This window comes from Halorubrum sp. Atlit-26R, from assembly GCF_003666015.1.
GTDB lineage: Archaea > Halobacteriota > Halobacteria > Halobacteriales > Haloferacaceae > Halorubrum.
In genome coordinates this window covers 15,063-35,740 of sequence record NZ_QPLT01000022.1, presented here as the reverse complement: position 1 = coordinate 35,740, position 20,678 = coordinate 15,063, and the positions used below count along the sequence as shown (strand labels likewise).

21 protein-coding genes and 1 pseudogene are annotated in these 20,678 nt (G+C 56.1%); 20 read left to right on the top strand and 2 right to left on the bottom strand.

Annotated features, from left to right (window positions below; genetic code table 11):
• Window positions 1–4: 4 nt before the first annotated feature.
• From DVK07_RS17595 to DVK07_RS22370, 6 genes are all read left to right on the top strand, one after another.
• Window positions 5–436 (top strand): hypothetical protein, encoded by a 432-nt coding sequence (locus tag DVK07_RS17595; protein WP_121598233.1) that lies wholly within the window; start codon window positions 5–7, stop codon window positions 434–436.
• 81 nt (window positions 437–517) lie between these two features.
• Window positions 518–808, top strand: a complete 291-nt coding sequence (locus tag DVK07_RS17590; RefSeq protein ID WP_121598232.1) for a hypothetical protein — start codon at window positions 518–520, stop codon at window positions 806–808.
• Complete coding sequence (locus DVK07_RS17585; protein ID WP_121598247.1) at window positions 808–1,143, top strand: hypothetical protein; 336 nt, start codon at window positions 808–810, stop codon at window positions 1,141–1,143. Before DVK07_RS17590 ends, DVK07_RS17585 begins: the two co-directional genes overlap by 1 nt.
• Before the next feature lie 49 nt (window positions 1,144–1,192).
• A complete protein-coding gene (locus DVK07_RS17580; protein ID WP_121598231.1) occupies window positions 1,193–1,774 on the top strand; it encodes a winged helix-turn-helix domain-containing protein in 582 nt (193 codons plus the stop codon).
• Between the two features lie 191 nt (window positions 1,775–1,965).
• Window positions 1,966–3,960, top strand: a complete 1,995-nt coding sequence (locus DVK07_RS22375; protein ID WP_147441209.1) for a hypothetical protein — start codon at window positions 1,966–1,968, stop codon at window positions 3,958–3,960.
• Window positions 3,961–4,028: 68 nt separating this feature from the next.
• A complete protein-coding gene (locus DVK07_RS22370) occupies window positions 4,029–4,922 on the top strand; it encodes a hypothetical protein (protein ID WP_147441208.1) in 894 nt (297 codons plus the stop codon).
• Between the two features lie 33 nt (window positions 4,923–4,955).
• On the opposite strand, the gene DVK07_RS23745 is transcribed toward DVK07_RS22370, so the two are convergent.
• The gene (locus DVK07_RS23745; protein ID WP_147441207.1) at window positions 4,956–5,870 is read right to left on the bottom strand and encodes a hypothetical protein; all 915 of its coding nucleotides are present in this window, start codon (window positions 5,868–5,870) and stop codon (window positions 4,956–4,958) included.
• Between the two features lie 667 nt (window positions 5,871–6,537).
• Here DVK07_RS23745 and DVK07_RS17565 point away from each other — a divergent pair.
• The 4 genes from DVK07_RS17565 (at window position 6,538) to DVK07_RS17550 (ending at window position 10,647) form a co-directional block, all read left to right on the top strand.
• Window positions 6,538–7,434, top strand: a complete 897-nt coding sequence (locus tag DVK07_RS17565) for an SOSS complex subunit B family protein (protein ID WP_121598229.1) — start codon at window positions 6,538–6,540, stop codon at window positions 7,432–7,434.
• Window positions 7,435–7,646: 212 nt separating this feature from the next.
• Window positions 7,647–8,780, top strand: coding sequence for a homing endonuclease associated repeat-containing protein (locus DVK07_RS22360; RefSeq protein ID WP_147441206.1), 1,134 nt, complete (start codon window positions 7,647–7,649; stop codon window positions 8,778–8,780).
• A gap of 488 nt (window positions 8,781–9,268) precedes the next feature.
• Entirely contained in the window at window positions 9,269–9,706 is a 438-nt protein-coding gene (locus DVK07_RS22355) for a hypothetical protein (protein ID WP_147441205.1), read from the top strand.
• Window positions 9,703–10,647 (top strand): hypothetical protein, encoded by a 945-nt coding sequence (locus tag DVK07_RS17550; protein ID WP_121598226.1) that lies wholly within the window; start codon window positions 9,703–9,705, stop codon window positions 10,645–10,647. The genes DVK07_RS22355 and DVK07_RS17550 overlap by 4 nt, the downstream gene beginning before the upstream one ends.
• A gap of 51 nt (window positions 10,648–10,698) precedes the next feature.
• Here DVK07_RS17550 and DVK07_RS22350 read toward each other — a convergent pair whose 3' ends face one another.
• The gene (locus tag DVK07_RS22350; protein ID WP_147441204.1) at window positions 10,699–10,935 is read right to left on the bottom strand and encodes a hypothetical protein; all 237 of its coding nucleotides are present in this window, start codon (window positions 10,933–10,935) and stop codon (window positions 10,699–10,701) included.
• A 262-nt stretch (window positions 10,936–11,197) separates the two neighbouring features.
• Between DVK07_RS22350 and DVK07_RS17545 the strand changes: the two genes are divergently transcribed.
• The 10 genes and pseudogenes from DVK07_RS17545 (at window position 11,198) to DVK07_RS17500 (ending at window position 20,672) form a co-directional block, all read left to right on the top strand.
• A complete protein-coding gene (locus tag DVK07_RS17545; protein WP_147441203.1) occupies window positions 11,198–12,001 on the top strand; it encodes a flagellar protein FlgN in 804 nt (267 codons plus the stop codon).
• The gene (locus tag DVK07_RS17540; protein ID WP_147441202.1) at window positions 11,994–12,521 is read left to right on the top strand and encodes a hypothetical protein; all 528 of its coding nucleotides are present in this window, start codon (window positions 11,994–11,996) and stop codon (window positions 12,519–12,521) included. Before DVK07_RS17545 ends, DVK07_RS17540 begins: the two co-directional genes overlap by 8 nt.
• Before the next feature lies 1 nt (window position 12,522).
• A complete protein-coding gene (locus DVK07_RS17535) occupies window positions 12,523–13,449 on the top strand; it encodes a hypothetical protein (protein ID WP_121598223.1) in 927 nt (308 codons plus the stop codon).
• Complete coding sequence (locus DVK07_RS17530) at window positions 13,442–15,475, top strand: AAA family ATPase (protein WP_121598222.1); 2,034 nt, start codon at window positions 13,442–13,444, stop codon at window positions 15,473–15,475. Before DVK07_RS17535 ends, DVK07_RS17530 begins: the two co-directional genes overlap by 8 nt.
• A gap of 202 nt (window positions 15,476–15,677) precedes the next feature.
• Window positions 15,678–16,259, top strand: a pseudogene (locus tag DVK07_RS17525) (transcription initiation factor IIB family protein); the annotation flags it as partial.
• A gap of 308 nt (window positions 16,260–16,567) precedes the next feature.
• Window positions 16,568–17,713, top strand: a complete 1,146-nt coding sequence (locus tag DVK07_RS17520; RefSeq protein ID WP_121598221.1) for a Fic family protein — start codon at window positions 16,568–16,570, stop codon at window positions 17,711–17,713.
• A gap of 471 nt (window positions 17,714–18,184) precedes the next feature.
• Complete coding sequence (locus tag DVK07_RS17515) at window positions 18,185–18,613, top strand: SWIM zinc finger family protein (protein ID WP_121598220.1); 429 nt, start codon at window positions 18,185–18,187, stop codon at window positions 18,611–18,613.
• Window positions 18,614–18,706: 93 nt separating this feature from the next.
• Entirely contained in the window at window positions 18,707–19,633 is a 927-nt protein-coding gene (locus tag DVK07_RS17510) for a transcription initiation factor IIB family protein (protein WP_121598219.1), read from the top strand.
• Window positions 19,634–19,710: 77 nt separating this feature from the next.
• A complete protein-coding gene (locus DVK07_RS17505; protein WP_121598218.1) occupies window positions 19,711–20,223 on the top strand; it encodes a winged helix-turn-helix domain-containing protein in 513 nt (170 codons plus the stop codon).
• A complete protein-coding gene (locus DVK07_RS17500; protein WP_121598217.1) occupies window positions 20,220–20,672 on the top strand; it encodes a hypothetical protein in 453 nt (150 codons plus the stop codon). Before DVK07_RS17505 ends, DVK07_RS17500 begins: the two co-directional genes overlap by 4 nt.
• The last annotated feature ends 6 nt before the right edge of the window (window positions 20,673–20,678 follow it).

Here is a 20,678-nt window from a genome sequence, read left to right as displayed (position 1 = left end):
CTCGATGGTGCCACCGACAGGCGATGGCGGGAGCCCTGCCCCCATCGATCGTCCAATCCTCGAGTTCCTCCAGACGCGTCTCCAAGCGACGAGGCAGGTCTCCCGAGCGACCGTTACGGACGCCAGTGGCCATCTCGAGCTCCAGGTCGTCTTTACCCCGTCGTACTACCCAGCAGCTGTCGACGAGGCGCAGTTGACGGTCCGTTGGTACACGAACGACGACTTCAAACTTCACTATCGAGAGCAGCACGCGGACCATACCTGGGAGTGCCGGTGGGACCGGCACCCGAATCCGCACAATACACGGGACCATTTCCATCCCCCGCCCACCGCCCCGACGCCCGGCGAGGACGCAGCGTGGCCAGACGACCATCGTGACGTCGTTGCGCTCGTCCTCGATGAGATCGAAGACCGGATCGCGACCCTCTGGAGCTAGTAAGGGCTACGGTCTCGCGTGGAGTGTTTATCGGCGCCAGAAGGCGTGCAGCGCGTGACAGCGTGCGCAGCGTGACTCACTATGGCTGATATCGATCCTCACCACGACACGAGTGCCGACTACGAACAGTTCGAGAAAGAGTTGCTCGCCCAGGACCGCGACGCCGCGAGCGTCGCGACCGCGGACGTCAACGACGCGACGGCCCAACGCCTGGTCAGCGACCTCGTCGACGCGGACGTCCTCACTCCGGTTCCCGAGGACCAAGTTCTGGTTCACGAGCCGAGCGGCACCGCCTTCGACTCATCGACACAGCTGGCCGTCTTCCATCGGGGTTGGACGGCCGGCCGCGACGCCGACGCGGAGGGCGAGTGATGCAGCAAACGCTCGTTGGCTGTGCCTTCTGCGACGCCCCGCCTGGCACCGAAACTGGCGAGGCGCACACCTGGGGCCAAGACGAGCGGGTCACCCACCCGATCTGTGTCGGCTGCGCTACCCAGACGGAGCCGGATCCCGATGAGCGCGATCACCACGCCTGCGACAGTTGTGGCCTCGTCGTCGACACGAGCGCGGCGCTGACGCGGTTCCGAGTGGAACTCGGCCACCTAGAAGGCCCGCTCCAACTCTGCGCCCGGTGTAGTCCCGGTGGGCCAGCTACCTACTGGACGCGCGACCTCGAGGAACACCTTGTCGCGGCGCCGGTGGAGTGACCCAAACACTCTCTACTGTTTCGCTGGAAACGGTAATTAGGAACGACCCGTGTCACGCACCTCGAATCGTACTGATGGCGAAATCATCCGTGACTTCCTCTCGGTTGCGAACCTCCTCGAGGAGCCGCAGCTCGCCCAGCTGTACCTGTACCTCGTTCACGAACACGAGGCGACCGTCCAGGACATGATAGACGACCTCGAGCTCGGGCAGGGGACGGCCTACAGCAACGTCAATCGACTCGTCGACGCCGGCGTCGTCGAGGTCACCCACGACGAGCAACCTCGGCGGTACGCCGCCCGCGAGATCGACCTGACCGTGACGACGGCCTCCGGTGACCGCGAGTACACGATCACGGCAGCGCTGATCGACGCGGTTGGTCGTCGCGAAACGAACGACGATATCGACACCTACGTCGACCGCCACGGCGTTGCCGGCCTCGCAACGGCACTGACCTACGCTGTCGCCCGCGAACGCGGCGAGGTGACCCACCGGCTGATGGCTGAGGACCTCGATATCTCGCCGCTGGCTGCAGAGATGATCCTGCACGCGCTCCGCCCCGTCGTCCACGAGTACTACGACATCGAGGAATTTGGAGCATCGTTCGATGTCGACAACTCCGACCGTAAGTGAGCTCTACACCGCCGATACCGGCTGTTCGTCGCAATGAGGAGTTTGTCAGTTCAACGGTGATAGACAATTCACATACTTCCTAGTTGAAACGACATTGGTGCCGTAACCACCAGACAGACTGGAACCCGATTGCCGCCCTAGTGCGCGTGGCTCGTCAAGAATTAACTGGCCTGACTGGAGAGCATTATTCAATGGCGTCTGAATCAAATTCGCTTCCTCCGGGCTTTCAGTTCTCGGAGAAGCTTGTCGCCGGTCGACTTGATTTCGATATCGTTCGCTTAGAGGATGACGAGCGCTTTCATAGAGGAGATCGAACTGACGGAATCTGGAAACTCACTGACGAAGCCAGAGAAGCGATCGTTGCTGTCATTGATGAGTACTACGACCGGCGACCAGCCATTGAAGAAAACGTCTCAGTTAGGTCTGAAAGCTTCGCCTTTCGTATACTGGAAGAAGATGCCGAACATATTTCCCAACTCATAGCAGCTGATCTTGAGATCAGATTCGAAATCCCCGATTTTTCTCCTTCGGGACTAGACGAAAATCCCGACCCGCTCCCATATTCAGACCTAATTAGCGACGTTGCGAATGTTCAAGATAGATCTTGGAGCGAGCTACCAGAGACTTCATTCGATGTCGAGGAGGACATAGAAGCGGTGATTCCTGAGGGACACTCTGAGCCCAATTTTTTCCATGATGATTATCTCGACTATGTCCTTGAATTCCTCGTACCAGCAATCCAAGATGCAGGGTGGCGAGGGGGTCATGCGTGGCTGCTGAATCTCGGTATGCAAGAACTACGGAACGGGCGATATGAGGAAGCAGCGTATGCGTTCGCAGGTGCCAAAGATGGCCTGACGAAACACAGCCTCTTCGACGAATCACGGATACAGCCGCTTGTTAGGCGTTCGCTCAACACACTGCGCGATCTCTGCCTACTCAAATCCCCAGATGAGTACGACTTCAGTGAGTTTGATCTCTACTGTGAAGCTGATGTACGTGATCTTATTTATGTGCCTGAGTTCATTTCACGGCCAGATATTGACGATCTAAATTTCCGGATGAACAATCCGGTTTGGATTGCCAATGCGCTCGTCCTCGTTCAGGGAGTTGCCCACGCAATAGGAAAGCCAACAATCTCTAGGACGGAAGTTGACCCGTTCGGATCAGGTATGACCCTCCGAAATGCCTCTTTTGTGCTGAAGCTCGCTAACTCGTTAGTATCGGCTGCTCCGGACGAAGTTGAGTCAGATCCGATTCAGTTTCTCGAAGGAATTGACCTCGGAAATTTCACACCCGATATCACGATCACGCGGACACTTCGAAGTGCAGGCTACACCATTCAGATGTATCGCAATACAACCGAGGGGGTACGGGACGAGCTCAACATTGATTTCGACTTAATTGTGGCTCGCGGAGACGACAAATACCTTGTCCGCGCAATGCGCCCCGAAGACCGGGATCGGGGAACTCTCGAGGGATTAATTGAGCAGATTGGCGATCTCGATCACTCACTCCTGTTGTTATATGATCGCGAGCTTGAGAGCACCAGTGTTAGCGAGCTTGGGGAACAGGATGGTGTTGAAATGATGTATATTAACCTCCAAGCAGAGCGGCTCTCGCCCATTTCGGCCGGCTATCCACGTTCGTTCGCTGACTTCGCGACGGAGGAAGAGATTCGCGATGAGATCGAACGTCGGTTCGTAGCGGCACAAGAGGCTGAAACTACTGAGTCCAAAGGAGATCGGTTGGAGGAACTGATGGCATTCATCTTTGAGAAGGCTGTACCGGATACGCACGTGATGACGCCAAATAACCGAACTAGTACGGAAGAGATCGATCTCCAACTGCAAAATGAGGAAGAGCATCTTCCCTGGACTCAGCTGGGAGCGCCAATTAATGTCGAGTGTAAGAACTGGAACGAGTCCGTTGGAGTTGATGAGATCTATTCTGTCTACGGAAAGGCTAAGATGACTTCTCCGAATAGTAAAGGGGCGATTCTGGTCTCTTGGGAGGGTGTGTCAGATTGTCAGAGTGGCCGGAACGCTGATGGATTGCTTAGAGATATGCGCATTCAAGACCTCGACATCCTCGTGCTCGATCAAGACGATCTTTCAGAGATCGTTGAAACTGGCGATGCACAGGCAGTGTTCGAACGAGCATACACCAACCTGTATCAACGCTAAATTGCACTTCTGCGCTCATTGAGCTTCCAAAAACTATACACAAACCGATAGAATCGGTTAGGACAGACATGGACCCAAGCGAACTCGAGAGGAGACCGACATCACTTGGCGGCTATGGAAGCATTGTTCCCTATCACGCACCGGCCACGTACGACCCAATCTATGGAGATGAAGGTGTTCGTGTCGATCTCCCCACTGAGGGGTACGAATCGGCGGATCAAATTCTCAACCGACTGACTCGCGCCGCGGACAAGCTTGATCTCGATACGGATCCCGGTCGTCTCTACTATTCCGCGCAATGTCAGGACTTCTCATGGTATGGGAGCGGAATCGAAGACCTTCGAGAAGACCTACCCTCTTCGTGGAAACTGTCGCAGACGCTTCAGAAGACGCTTGAGGAGCGTCATGGAACAGAACTGGGTATCCATCGACCGTGCTTCGTGATACTCGCTCCAATACGGTACGGCATCTTCTGGACAGTATTACGGGGATTCAAAAATAGTGACGAGGATGGAGAGGGCTACGAAACCGTCTATGACACACAAGCCGGCGTGTTGATGGAAAATCCGGTTCTGTCCTGGCCCGCGTTAGAAGAACTAGTAGAATCAGATGGCCCGATTCCACTTGTGACAACCGAAGTGGAGGCTGTAAGCCTGCGCGGTGAAGACCGTCCGTTAGAGGAGGTGATACCCGTCAATCATGACCGAACTGGTGATGCAGATATCTTAGCTGCGAAGAACGTGTATAAGAGTGAAAAAACAGAGGCCAGCGAACAGATGCACGAAGCAGTCGAGCGTACTGCCCGACTATCCTACCGTATCAAGGGTGGGACAATCGGATTCGAGAAAGAACGAGAGTTCCGAGCAGAGGGGATGTCGTTGTTACGCCCTGAGGGGATTACCCTCGGTGGATGGCCGGTTGTAATGGGGTCACCGTTCTGTAGAGCGATATCTGACGAATAAGAACCACTGCTCGGTCGACGAATAGATTCAGGGCTAATTCCCGAGTTTGAGTGCTCGATTCCTATCTGTGCTCCCAGATTGGGCGATGAGTTCTTGAGCTCGCCCGATTCCATGAACATCGGGTCGTCGGACAGTTTGATAGCCTTCGAGTGTCTCTCGTAGATGACGTTCATGCCGTTCGATATCGGGTACTGCTACGTCAGATTCTTCGAATAGCCGACGATGTTGTGAGCGCGCAAACGAGACGAGTCGCTCAATTCGCTGGTGATCATTCTCATTCGGCTCGCCACCGTCAGTTCGTGCCTGGCCACGAGTATCATCATGGAGCGCCCAAAGGTCCTGTAGCCGGCCCACGAAATCGTCGTAGGAGTCCGTTGTCGATCCACTCTCGCGGATGACCATACCAATGTTCCGTGACTCGATGCCAGTTCTTAGGTCGTCCCACATTTTGACAGCTGAATGGGGGATTTCGTAGTAGTTCACTGGATCACCAATCCACCCGGACTGGTCGGAGGGGTCCTTGAATTTTGCCTGGACAGGCGAATTGGGGTAATCGGTTGGAATATAGAGTTGAGATGAGCCAGCCTCGATCGCCTGCACATCGATAAAATAGCACTCCATCAGCGCATCGGATAATTGGTTGTCAGAGTCAACGACGGGACATGCGTAGTAAGCGGCTTCACCTGGCTCTCGGGTTGCAAGTGTCGTGATCTGCTGAGTATCGAGTTTGAACCGAACGCCCCTGTTTGGCTCTGCCTTGGGTGCTTTGTACTGGAAAAGAAGTCGCATCGCTAACGGGAGCTCGACGTCGTATCCTCCACCAGCCTGGTGTTCCTGATACCGTGTTGGTGCGATGGCGGTTGTCTGATTGTACGGCCCACGAATACGAGTCAGTATTTGGTGTGTCGCATTCACGACAAGCGAATTCTCGGATGGATACGACGCCATGTCTACGCAGAAACTGTGAAGACGAAGAATATGATATTTGTGTCAGAGTGGGCTGGAACCGAATGTTCTCAACCGAATCTAAGCTACACTGGGTTCTGCCTACCAACGACAGTCATCGTTTCCTAAAAGCCCTCGGCCGCTCGGCATCCCGCGACCGCCGCTGCGCGCCTCGTGCCTGCGGTGCTTGCGGGGTCGGGGGACGGCCGAAGCGGCCTCGCCCTTTCTGAGTCCACCAGGACGATAGATGGTTCGCCGAGCGATGCGGCCGGCTGGCCAGATGGTACGTACCGGCCCGCCCCGCTCGCCGCTGCCGCCCTCCGCGTCGCTCGCGACCGACCATTCCGGGCGTGCGGGCGCTCTCCGCACCGGGAGCGCCCGTTCCGGGCTAAAGTGAATGTGCCCTCGACGCCAGCGGGAAAGCGTGAGGGGTTGCGCGGCGTGGCTGCTCACCCCCCACGCTTTCTCCGCTGGACGCTTGCTCCGGGCGGGTCGGCGCGCGGTGCTGGTTGAGTGGCCTCGCTGAAGCGCTCTCGCTCGCGCCCAAGGGCGCTCGCGAAGGCGCGAGCGAGAGCGCGTAGATGGTTCTGTTGGGCGTTGTCGTCGAAGAACCGCGATGTTGCAGCATCGCGGTGTCGAGCGCGTGAGCGCCTTCAGGAGCTGAACTCCAATGTCGAGTAAGAACGTTACTAGTGAAGTAGTTTCGGTCGATGAACAAGCATTCGAAAACACGGACGAAGCAGCGGTCGATGAAGATGGCTTCGAGGTTGTCGATGAGACGCCGGAGTTCCGGGCAACGGTGCAGATGGAGGTACAGGCGAAAGTCGATTCCAACCATCCAGACGCGCGCGTCGAGGAAGGCCCGGATCACATGTTCGGAAAGACCCTCGAACAGGAAGAGCGCATTCGAGCGCGGGAGGCTGAACTGGACCGGATCAGTGCCAAGGCGGAACTGGGAACGCAAGATGGTCGCGAAAAGCGGACGCGAGATGTCGCAGCGAAGCGGAGTGCTGCGCGGCGTGTGAAGTTCCAGAAGCGGGCGGCAAGCGTGGACCCGCAGATGGACCCAGAGAGAGACGATCCTCGTGTAGAACTCACGCAGGAGCAGTTGGCGGCGGTGAACACACAGTCGATGCGGCTGGCAGAGAAGTTGGATGGCTGGTCGCGAGCGGCGATTGGTCGGCGGCTAGGTGAAGCCATCGTCGGTGGGAAAGACCTGATGAGTGCAGTCGTGGGAGTGTTCGAGGAGTTACAGACAGCGCCGGGACAGGTGGTTCCTATCGGGAAGCTCGAGGACGTCAATCGCAAAGAAGTGAGTGTTGAGGGTCAGGTCGATACATTGTGGGATCCCTCACATCCGAGCATCGCTCAAGTTGGGCTGATCGCGGACGACAGTGGCAAAACGCGGGTAACGATCTGGGAGGCCTCAAATGCTCCGTGGATTCAAGAAGGCGAGCGCGTTCGCATTCACGGGGCGGCACGGAACTGGTACGAAGGACGCGTCTCACTAGCCGTCACTGGGTGGAGCACCGTGATGTTCCCCGAGCGCGGTCGGTGGTGGGAATAGCCAGTCGTCGCGACTCTCTTTTTTGCTACGTGCCGGACCGACCCAGGCCCCACCTCCCCACCCTCCGCTCCGTGCTCGCTTCGCTGCGCGCGCAGCCACAACCTCCAGTGTTGGTCTGATATTAATCCCTGAAGCCGGGAGAAAGGATGCGCAGCCGAGCGTATTTTTTCCGCCCCACAGGGGTGCGGGCGTGCCAACGCTCGGAGCTACACATGAAAGTCGAAGGAGACTACACCTGCGACATCTGTGGGGAATCGTTCGAAACTAACGTTGAGATTGCCGGCCATGTGCGTGCCCATCAGGCATCGATACCGGCTGAAACAATCATCGACGAACTACAGCGACTCGCTGACGAAAAAGGTCGACCACCAACACACTCAGAGATCAATAATGAGACTGAATTTACAGAAGGCGCAGTATATTCAACATTCGGGGGCTGGGGCGAGGGATTGGAAGCTGCCGGACTTGAGCCTCAAACAAACGGATATTGCGACACAGAGATCATTGAGGAGCTACACCGAGTCGCTACCCAGATCGATCATTCTCCGTCACGAAGTGAGTGGCGAGAATTAGGACGAATCTCGGCCAAAGCAGTTCAGACTCATTTCGGGTCGTGGAACGAGGGTCTCAGGGCAGCCAAGTTAGAAACGACCACACAGCAGATCGCTACAGAGGAGGATGTAATCAAAGCGATCCAGAACCTCGCCGCAGAACTTGGGCGGCCGCCAAAGGCGAAAGAAATGGAACAGCACGGAGCGTGGTCGGTGAAAGTTGCTCAGCGATGCTTCGGTAGCTGGAATTGCGCGTTACGCAGTGCTGGGTTCGAGCCACACAAACAATGGAGTGTTAGTGAAGAACAGCTCCATGAAGAGATCAAGCGATTAGTCGATGAGTTAGGCCACGTACCATCATCAATCGAGATGCGTGACCGGGGTCATTACTCAGTTGGATCCTATGCTCGCCGATATGGGACCTGGCAAGACGCCGTCGAAGCGGCCGGATTTGAGTACCGGGGGCAACCGAGCGGCCCAGATCATCCGGACTGGAAGGGCGGCTACGGAGACATCTCGTATGGGCCGAACTGGTACAGACAGCGCAAACGCGCCTTGGAACGGGACGGCTTCGAGTGCCAGATGCCGGGGTGCACAATTGACCGAGAAGCGCACCACGAACGCTGGGACCGCGACCTGAACGTCCACCACATTATGCCACTTGGCACCTTCATCGATGCTCAAGGGGTTCTGGACTACGAGCGGGCGAACCGGCTTGAGAACCTGGTCACGCTCTGTCAGCGCCACCACATGAGGTGGGAACAGTTCGCTCCGCTCCAGCCCGATATTCGCTAACCGCTCAGAGTGGTGTTTATCGCCCCCAGCGATGGGTGGCGGGGTTACCACAATCCCGTCCCACTATGACCGACGACACGACACTCACGGCGCGTGAACGGCTTCGCATTCACCTCCGCGAAGCCCGCCGCACGACCAACTCGCCGACCGTGGAAGCACAGTTAACGGCTGCGCTGGACGCCTGGAACGACCTCCCGCCGACACCGCTGCGGGAGTGTCCCGTCTGTGGGAAGGTCGGACTTCCAGAACGGATTCGACATCACAGGTGTGACTGAACCGGTGAGAGAACCCGTTTCGCCTTTTTCCGGATTAAACGCAATCGGCTCTATTGAAATCTGATACGCTTCAACAGAGCCCCCACGAATTTGGGCTGTCAGGAAGGACCCAAGGCTACTACTTCAATCACCGCAACGTCCGACAAAGCTGAATTTTCTCGCTCAAAAAAAGCGTACAAAAAGCCTATGACTCTGTCAAGTTTGAATGACAGTATGCCCTCCAGACGCGCACTTCTCACAACAGGGGGAGCCATACTTACCACGGCACTCGCCGGATGCTCGCTCGCACCGAGTGGCCCCTCCACGGAGTCCTATCCAACCAGTGCTCCGAACGTCTTCGCCGCTTTCGACTGGGATCCTGACCGGTCTACACTCATCATAACGTTCGACCGTGGCAACCGCCTGACGGCCGAAAACACCGGGCGACTCCACGTGGTGACACCAGACCCCGAACGCGTAGAGACAGTGTGGGTCGACCCCGGGGATACCGACACGGCTTCTGAGTTCCCACTCACACCCGGAGCGACGCTGCGGCACAGGATACCGGCCCCAGAGACGACCCATGTAGTCTGGGAGGGCCCGGAGCAGCAGGACACGCTGGCGGTCGCTGAGTGGCACCCAGAGACGACTCGTTCGGAGGCTGGCAGATGAACCGCCGCCGGTTTCTCGCCGGGGCGGGCATAACGACCCTCGGGACGGTCACAGGGTACGGTGGCCTCCGGGTTGCGGACATTCGTCCGTACGACCCAGCGCTCCCGACAGGTGAATCGCCGCGTGAGTCTATCACGGCGGCTGCTCAACACCGCCATGCTGCCGACCACAGAGCGGTCACGAACGTGCGAGTGTTGGACGATTGGACCGGTGAGACGCCGTATGACCTCGATGTCCGCAAGCTCTGGCATCAACCCTCCCGTCGACGGCATCTTCATACGCTGACGACATTTGAGACGCCGCTAACACAGAGCAGCCGTCTCGCGGACGCCCCCGACAGGGAGTACGTCACGCCACACCAGACGTTGTGGGCGCTCCTTCACTACAACCGAGTGTTGGATGACGGCTACGACCTTCCGTTGACAAACGTCCGCTACATTACCGACGGAGCTTGGCTCTATGACCACGACGCGCCGACGCCAGCAGGAGACGCTGTACGCGTCTCAGACGATCGGAGTGGACACATCCCCGATGGTGACTACGAGCGGGCCTCCGAGCCAGTCCGTCGTGATCTCGTCCGCCCTCACCAGACCGACTGGACGCGAACCGCTGCCGACGACGAGACCATCACCTACCGCGTCGTTGGAGCAGACGCGTACGCACAGGTCGTCCCACTGCCGTTCGCGCCCATCTCGGGGTTCGGCGACTGCTGGATCGAGGTGACACTGGACCGCAAGACGGGGCGCCTTCGGCGGATCGTCGAGAATCGTGCCGTCGTCATTGATCTCCAAGATGGCGCTGGAGAGCGGTCGTTAACGTATCGCATTGAAACCGATATCGACCGGTACGGGGACGTACGCGCACGCCGGCCGGCTGGGAGCGTCAACGGGGACCTCGAATCGCATGTGAAAGCACTGCTCTTCGACCTGGTGAACTACTGATTCCCTACAGATAGGGGACACACCAGGTTTTACTCACTCTCCTCCTACTCATCACAATGGACAGCACACATTTGACTGCTTCCAACAGGGTGTTGGTGATGCTATCACATCTGCGATGAGGAGCAGTGCCGAGCTCAGGTAGATCGCCCAGAACAGAGCTCTTCCCATGAAGCTCATTTGTTCGTGTCCGACTTCGTGGAGGAAGACGTAATCAACGACATCTTTTGAGAACTCATCTTTGGCCTGTGCGTTCATCAGCAGAGTTTCGAGCGGAGAGTAGTCTACCATCCGCCTGCTGTCGTTGCGGAACCAGTACACTGTCCGTGAGACCCCGCCCGCAGTGTATTCGCTGGTCTCGGTTACTTCGCCCCAGATTTTGGCATATTGATGAGTCAATCCAGACTGTATTTTACCGAGCACGGTTGCGATGTACCCTCTTTTCAGCACATACGAAAACTTGACGTATAAACAAACTAGCGGAGAGAGTCAATCGCGGGATGGTCTTTCCAATGGGTTAATCACAGGCGGAGACTTCATATACTGCTGGAAAATGTCTGATAACTGGCTTTCTCTTTATTTGGACTGCTTCACGTTTGGAGGTCCACCTCGTCGTATCTTCTACGCTATTATCCTAGAAGGTGTATTCCTTCTCGGCCTTTTCAGCTTCACCTCGGAAGGTTTACTAGATACCAGTGTAGTGCCGCAGTTTACCGAGGTGCTCACTGTTGGCGCCATTGTAACTGGTCTCGGCGCATATCTCATATCACGGAGTGCCGCCAAGGACTCGTTCTCCTCCATTCTACACACGGATTTTGTCCCTGCTTTTATCGCAGTAGGTTATCTGTTCCTCGGTGAATTAGCGACTGCGATCGGGTTTTTGCTCCATACCTGGGTTTACCAGACGCCGCTAACCCCGACCAACGAAGAGATCTGGGTGGGTCTTTGTATCGGTGTTCTCTTCGGATTTTTGATTCTGTTCTACTTCGACCGTTACGAGATCGACGCCCCAGATGACTACTACCAGTTTGAGGAGGCCTCTGAAGAGGTAATCAAGGCGAAGAAGTTCCTAGAGAAAACCGAGCTACCGCCGATCGATTTGACCGGGAGGTACAAAGCACTGGAAGAATCGATGCAAGAGACTGCGGATGTGCTAAAGAAGGCGAAAACTCAGGACGGAGCAAGGCTAGCTCAGGATGTTGAGGCTTGTTTGGATGATCTCCGAGGTCGACCAGAGCCATCGAAGCATCTGATCGCCGGAGATGCGCAATCCCCAGAGCAGCAAGAATTAAAAGATCGGAGACAGGAGCTTAATTCAGTAATTAAGCGGATAAAGAAGATAGCCAATCATGGATGAACCTGTAGATGTCGAGTCTGTCTGGCCTCATACGGAGATGGTTCTGTTTCTGGTAGACTCAGATACCTGCTTTGGCGAACCGACGGGCGACATCATGGAAGAGGTCGTAGATTGTGAGCACGTAAACGGCGAAGGTCGACACATCGATAATGACCTCTCGGCCGACACTCAACGGTTGCCCAAAGCCAGTATTGAGAGAGACAAGGAGATCATCCCTAACAGCTTGATTCTGGTTCACTGTGATCTAGTTATTGGAACTAAGATGGAGGACTATCTCAATGGGACAACGATTCCTAAATCCTCCCGCATAGTAGCCATTATTGACGATTCAGAGCACTCGAACCCGGGACAAAAACTCGATATGATTCAGCGTCCTATTGAAAGAGCTTCATCGAAGGAAGAAATCATGGATGAGGCCAGGGATTACTTCAGGACGATTTGTCCGGAGTGCAGCGGTCTATCTGCTCGTTCCTGGGTTTTCAGATGGTGCGAAGGCGCCTACCACAGGGTGGAGAATTAGCATGGCTCGCCACGAAAAAGCCTTGCTCAGAGTGTCGCAGTGGTTGGATCTTTCGCGTACGGAGCGGCAGGAGTTCGTTGATACCGCTCAGAGGATTTCATCTCGGCAGGAAGCCGCGTTCAGCCAGTACGATGAGGAGTATTTAGAGCACCTGAAGCAGGATGTCTTCACCCACGAGGAGGTACTCAGCTACCTGGAGGCGGCTGGCATCGGGGAAGACGTCGTCCAGGACTTCAGTTCCGGAGAGATTCCTTTCGACGAAGTCTACCAGAGCTGGAATGAGATCCGGTACTCGGTTAACGAGATTCTGGATCTAACGATGCTGCTTAAACTGGTTCACTCCTGCTCGGAAAACCCCGAAACGCTTTCTCAAGGGATTGACAGCCGGTACAAGTTCCAGAAACTGGTCTACCTGGTGAACCAAGAGCTCGCAGACCAGAACCGAATGGACCGTGACACTGCGCCATACGATCACGGCAAGTTGGAGAAAACCGGATTCCGCTACACATACCGGATGCGGAGCTCCGGGCCTTTCGCCAAGACATTGGAAGAGGATAAACGCCGACTCTACGCCTCCAACCTGATTGATGAGGAGGTGATGGCGAAGGTGGAAACACCGGAAATAAACGAGGAGAACTGCCGGTACCGGATCACACTGGGACGGTCGGGTGAAGTGGTGATGGACCGTTTCGCTTCCCGGCTTGAATCATTGGAGACAGAGGTCTTGTCGGACTGGGAGGATGCAATTGACCACGTCGTCCTCCAGTTCGGTCACATGACCGTGGAAGAACTCCACGAATACATCATGGACTTGGACCCGGTCAAGGAAGCAGAGGACCGGGACCTGCTGCTAAGAGGGAGACGAGTGAAGTATGATTCTGAACCCTGGATCACGATTTCTACTGGAGGAGAGATAGGCCATGTCTGAACCCAGAATTAAGGAAGAAGTCCAACAGTCGATACGGGAAGATGAGGGAATCGACGACGAGTACGTAGACGAGTTCATCGACCTTTTGGACGCTAAGTACCGGGACCTCGAGTTTGACGATGAGCTGGTCTCCTTGACCCGGATGGATATTGAAGGGTTCAAAGTCATCGATGAGTTGGACGTTTCCATTTCTGACCGGGCTACCATCATTCACGGACGAAATTCGAAAGGGAAGAGCAGCTTCATTGAGGCCACCCGGTTCAACCTTTTCGGCAGAGACAATGACGATCCATTGATCACGAGACCGATTAACCGGAACTACAAGAAGCTGAAAACCGACGGGTACTGGCGGAAGGGCCGCCGCAACTACCTAGTCCACCGGGAGATGGAGCGGAATCAGAGCTATGAAGGCTACAATAAGCCCAACGTCATCGAAAATCCGGAGGATAGTGAACACAGCGAGGCGGAGCAACGCACCCAGTCAGAAGTCGACGACCTAATCGGCATTACACCGCTGTATGAGCAGGGTTTTGACCGGTTCAACATATTCTCCTTGTTCAGCGTTATCTCCGGTGACCTCCGCAGCTTCTATGGTTGGGACGAGGCGACGGATCTGATCGATCTGCTGTTCGGTATCAAACTCACCAAGGTGGATAGGGCGTTACGCAGTGAACTTGAGGAGTGTAAGTTGGAGGACGAGGAACAGGAAGCGAAGACTCGGTTGCTCGAGTACAAGCAGCGGGCTAAACGGATCAATGACGAAATCCAGGAACTGCGGGAGGAGCAGGAACAGGTAGAGAACCAGCTTTCTGAGAAGGTAGAAAGACGGGAGGAACTTGATCGACTTCTTGATAAGAGCGAGGCTGACTCGGCTCTCTCCGAGAAAATTGATTTGAAGGATGAGATATCGGATATTCAGTCTCGTATCCAGGAGAAGGAGGACGAGTTCCGAAGTGTGAAACAGGAGATATCAAAATTAAAGGATGAGACCGCCACCGACGAGATTGCCCCTGCTTTACAGGAGATTCAGCAGCTGATCTCGCTGCCGAACCGGTGTCCAGTCTGCACCCGCGATGTTGACCCGGAGCAGCAGCAACGTTTCAACGACCACGGCGACTGCCCGCTCTGCGGAAAGGATGTTCCAGACAACCGTTACGAAACGGTGTCCGAGGTTGACGAGGAAGCCGAGGTAATTGAGCGAGAGAAGAGGCAGGAAGAACTGGAGGAATTGGAGAGCCGGCAGAGGACACTGGAGGGAGAGATCGAGTTCTTGAAAGAAGAACTGGAGGAGAAGAGGGACCAACTTGAAACCGTAAAAACGCGGCAAGAGCAATCCGGCTTTGCAGAGTACAAGCGTGAAAAGGAGAAGATAGAGCAGGAAATCGAAGATCTGCGGGACAAGAATACTTCCCTCGAACTCAGTATCGACGCGAAGAAAGGCACGTTGCATGGTGTTGCCCGGCAGGTGTGGGAGTGGAGCCAGATTGACGAGGAAAGACAGAGGAAGGAGCAACGTATGGATGCGTTGGAGTCCTATCAAAGCATTATATCCGAGGAGCGGAAGAAAGCCCGTCGACGGTTGAAGAACAGGCTGGAAGAACGGATGGAATCCCTCTTGGACATTTTCACACGCGGCACCTTTGCCAATGCCACCGGTGTCCGCTTCGACAGAGGCGATTCGTACAGCTACACGATCCACCGGACAGACAACGCGCAGAAATCGCCAGGACTGTTGGGGCAGACTGATGCAGAGCTCCTTCTACATATGCTGCTTTTCCACACTACGGTTTTAGCAGAGTTGGAGGAAGAGCGTGAGACGGTTCCGCTTAAATTGCTGCTGATTGACTCGCCGTACGGGAATGGCCCGGACGATGAGAACGCAGCAGACGTTACAGACTTTTTGTTGGAGCTTCCTGAAATCCTGGAAAGCTACCAGCTGATTGTGGCGATGGCGGATTCAAACCTGACCGGCCGGGATAAACTGGAGGAGTCCTACGCCTTGGAGCCGGTTGAGCAACATATCTGAAAAGTTGATGCCCGTATAGGCCCACAGAAGGGAATCGGCCTCGGCGCTCATACCTTTCATTACGTTTTCGAGGACTAGGACGCCGTAATTTAAATCCCGCCAAATCCCTCAATAGGTGAGGCAGTCCCGCGTAGAGTCTATTTACCCCTGAATGGGTGAGGGGCTCGCTGTACTGGCGGGTTCCCTGAACACGGTGAGGACGATGGCAACCAGAGACATCTACGAGAGCGGATTCGACGAGGACGTCCGAACGGAATCGAGTGCGAACCAATGTCCCGAGTGCGACGGTCGAGTCACCACGAACGCGGTCGAAACGGTCTGCGAGGACTGTGGGCTGGTCATCGACGAACAGCGCATCGATCACGGGCCGGAGTGGCGGGCGTACGACGACGAGGAGCGCGAGCGAACGGGTGCTCCACTCACTGCGGCCCGCCACGATCGCGGCCTGTCGACAAAGATCGGTCGCGGTACCGACGCGAAGGGGAACGAACTCTCGGGGCAGAAGCGACGGCGACTCGCGCGGCTGCGCCGTGAGCAGACCCGTGGGCGCTGGCGGTCGAAGGCGGAACGGAATCTCGCACACGGACTGGGCGAAGTGCGCCGGCTGGCCAGCGCGCTCGACCTTTCCGATTCGGTCCGTGACCAGGCGTGTCAGCTCTTCCGGAGCGCCCAGAACGAGGATCTGCTTCGTGGCAGATCCATCGAGGCCATCGCCGCGGCCAGCGTCTATGAAGCCTATCGCTGTAACGATCACTCGCGGTTACTTGACGACATCGGCCAGCTGAATAGCGCATCAAATCCTCCGTAACAAGGGAATTAGCGCATGGTTCGGTCAGCCGCCTCGATCTCTGGTCGCAGGCCGCTTCGATTTTCGAGTAGATGTGTAACAGCAGCGCGATCGTGACACAGTATCCCCGAAAGTCATCGAGTTAGTATACCTATTTATATACAAGATAGACATAGAAGTTCTTCCGGTGTTCACAAGTATACTATTCACGCTTATTTTTCCACGATACAGCTACTGCTGGGCCTTTCGTATACTTGCTATAAAAACACCTATACCAGTGGGGGACGAATAGTGGTACCAGCGAGATGCCCACCGAAGAGCTTCCCGATGGTGCACCGGGAAAATACGTCCCCTATCATCCGAATCCATATTATTCACCGGAGCCGCTCCCGGTAGAACCGAAGCTCGAACTCTCCGAACAAACGCAGGATCTGGTAGCCGATACAGCGTATCAAATCGGTCGTGTCGACGGTATCAGCTCGACAGTCGACTTCTCCGCAGTTCTCTACACCTCTCTCATACGTATCGAGGCCGTTGAGTCGGCACGTATCGAAGGAGCGGATGTCGCGTATCAAGATGTCGAAGCGTACCACACAAAGCATCCCTCAGGCGAGGATGGCACGACAATCGAGAAAGACCTGAAAGAGGCCCTCAATTACGAGACGGCGCTCACGTACGGTCTGGAAAAGGTCGAGAGCGGAGCGCCCATAACGCTCTCGCTTATCAAAGAACTCCATTCGATGCTGCTTGAGGATGTCCGAAACGAGGGTGACGTCGTCGGTGACTTCCGCGATCATATGGTTCATCTCACGAGCCCACAACAAGGACAACGCCCATTCGTCCCGCCAACTCCGGAGGGACTCACTGGACTCATGAACTCACTGGAGTCGTACATACAGATGGGTGGGCAGTACCATCCCCTTATCGACGCCGCTATCATCCACTATTTTTTCGAGACAGTACACCCCTTCTCGGATGGAAACGGTCGACTCGGTCGACTGCTCATTATTCTGTATTTGGCGAGCGAAGGGTACCTCGAAAGTCCGTACATCTACCCGAGCGCGTACTTCAATCGTCACAAGGTCGAATACGTCGAGCGGATGCGTGCGGTGAGTGAGGACGGTGCGTGGGACGAATGGCTCAGGTTCTTCCTCGAAGGACTCCGAAGTCAAGCTGAGATGTCGTACGACCGGACGCACCGACTCCGTGATCTCCAAGGGCGCTATGAGAAGGAGTACTCAGGCAGTACGAATACGGACGCGTTCGCTCGGCAGTTACTCCAGTATCCGTATTTTACGGCTCCAGATCTCGTGGAGTATCTCGACGTCTCACGCCGGACCGCCTACAAGGTCGTCGACGACCTCGAATCGGATGGTATCATTGAGGAAGTGACTGGGAAAGAACGCGGGAAAGAGTACAAAGCAGTCGAAGTCTTCGACATACTCCAATAAGAGCAGGCTTCTCCGCGCCACGGTGCGCAGGGAAACATCCAAGCGGTAGAAGAGTCAAAATTAGGTAAGCAATGAGTCTTGATGGGGCGGTTGAGGAAGCGCTCGCGACGTATAATATGTTGCGCAGCCAAGAGGCAGAAGAAACGGGCCGAACAGTCGCCACACTCCAAGACTAACGGCACTCCTTGGTCGGGGTTCCGAATCTTCTCAGCGAACTCCTTTCGATAGCCAGTCGTCGCAACTCTCTTTTTTTGCTACGTGCCGGACCCAACCCAGACCCCACCTCCCCACCCTCCGCTCCGTGCTCGCTCCGTGAGACTCGCATTCGCTCGTCTCACGTGCCCTCGTTCGCGGTGCTCACGAGAACTCCGCTGCGCGCGCAGCCACGACCTTGACAACGGATCCACCTGTGAGTCACTGGGAGTTTATCTGCGCACCGAAGGGTGCGGCGCACTAGTCGCCGCGGCAATAATGGCGATAACCCTACTCGACAGTCTCGAACCAACGAATCGTGTACTCAAACGCGCTCAGTACGAAGCCTTCGAATTTTCTCTTCTAGATGGTGACGTCCGTGTTCGGAACGAGAGTCATCAAAATCCAGCAGATCATGAATACCGCGTCACTGTTGTTGACGGCATTCCAGCAGCCTGTGAGTGTCCCGCTGACGCAGTGTACGATGGTCCGTGTAAGCATCGAGTTGCCGTTGCTATTCGACCACAAGTTCTAGACATTGTGGAGAAGACGCAAGCTATCACCGACAGCGGCGTTGTAACGGGTGGAGAGCGACAAGAAGACCAATCCGATACCGTGGACACAACGCAGTGCGATTGTGATGGGCTGTCCAACGATTTTCCCTGCTGGGAGTGTGTGCGGACAGGTCGCAGAGACCTCCCCAAATAGCCCAGCAGACATCCTCATACCGCTCTATCCGCGGCTGTTTATTCCCCCCAGAAGGGGGTGAGGGGTGTAGACAATACACCTCACAAACTACCGATGGCAACTAGAGAGATCTACGAAACTGGCTTCGACGAGGACGTCCAGACAAACTCCAGCACTAACCCATGTCCGGAGTGCGATGGCCGGGTCACTACTAATTCGGTCGAAACCGTCTGTGAAGACTGTGGACTCGTTATTGATGAGCGGCGAATCGATCACGGTCCGGAATGGAGAGCTCACGACCAACACGAGCGAAAACGGACGGGCGCTCCACTTACAACGGCACGTCATGACCGAGGCCTCTCGACGGAGATCGGTCGCGGGAAAGATGCGAACGGGAACAACCTCTCTGGGCAAAAGCGTCACCATCTATCCCGAATGCGGCGCGAACAGCGTCGCGGTCGGTTTCAGTCGAAAGCCGAGCGAAACCTCGCACACGGCCTGGGAGAAGTACGAAGAATTGCGAGTGCGCTCGAACTCTCCAAGTCGGTTCGGGATCAGGCGTGTCAGATCTTCCGGAGCGCTCAGAACGAAAATCTGCTGCGTGGCAGATCCATCGAAGCCATCGCCGCGGCAAGCGTTTACGGAACGTGTCGCTGTAACGGCCTTTCGCGGTTGCTTGGTGAGATCAGCAAGTTGGCCCGCGTCGTGGAGTCGCGGGTCATAAACGCATACAAAACGCTGAATGAAGCGCTTGGCCTCCCTGCCAAGCCCGTCTCTCCCAGCATGTTCGTGCCGCGACTCGCCTCAGACCTCGAGTGTCCAGGCGAGATCCGACAACGGGCTCAAACACTCGCAGAGCAGGCCGAAGAGAGCGGTCTCACGACGGGAGTCCATCCAGCCGGGTTCGCCGCGGCCTGTCTCTACAAAGCGGGGCACGAACAGGGACAGTGGTTGACGCAACGTGATGTCGCCGAGTCCGGGAACGTCACGCCAACGACCGTCCGGAGGCATCACGAGACGTTAGAGGAGCAGGTAGCCTGACAACGCACCTGTACAACTACTACCGTGAGATATTTTTCTCAGAAAACTATTTGTTTCTCAACTGCGTAGCACCTAGTATGACCGAGACGTGGGACGACGTCAACGAGCAGGTCAAGGCGGACTGGAAAGATGACACCACACCGTTCGAGCGGGTGTACGAAATCGTCGAACAGACACACGACGGGCAGTCGGCGGCCGAGATCGCCGATCGAGCGCTCGTGAGCGAGCCGACGGCACGTCGCCACTGCAAGACGCTCGTGAACACCGGGTTCGCCGAGACGGAACAGGACGGCCAAACAACGCTGTATAAGCGCAATAGCGACCGGGTTTTGATGTCCCGAATCCGTGAGCTGCGTGAGGAAGTCAATCGGGCAGAGTTGCTCGACAGCATCCAGGAGATGAAGGCTGAGATCCGGCGTTACGAGGATCGCTACGATGTGGTCTCACCCGAGGAACTCGCCCAGCAACTCGACGGTGGCGAGACAGCGGGCTGGGACGATCTCACCGCGTGGCGAACGACGCGGCAGAATCTCGCCGTTGCCCAAGCAGCACTCGCCTACGACGAGGCCAGCCACCAGCTCGCTGTATGAGCGATGACGACCGCGCCGGCGAGTTCGGGCCTATCTATCTTCCGGCGCACCAGCGGATTCGTGACCTGTGGCTCGAACTTGAACCGCTTGTCGGCGAAACGGCGTACGACAACGTCGTCGCCCCCACGGAACTGCAAATCAGTCTCAGCGACGGGCTTGGCAACGCCAAGAGCGGTCGGCTCGATATCCAGTGGAGCGAATTCGGGATGTATTCGTTCCACTACGTCGATAGCGACGACATCAACTGGCGCTTCGATCGCCACCCGTATACACACTCTCCCGAGATCCATTTCCATCCGCCGCCTGAAGCCGCAACAACGGACGCCGAATCGTCCTGTATCGACGTGACCGAGGTCTCACTCGTGACGCGTACAGTTCATGCGATGTGGCGGGCAGCGTACGAGGACGACGACATAGAGCAGCTGAATAGCGCCTCAAACCCGCCGTGAGACGGA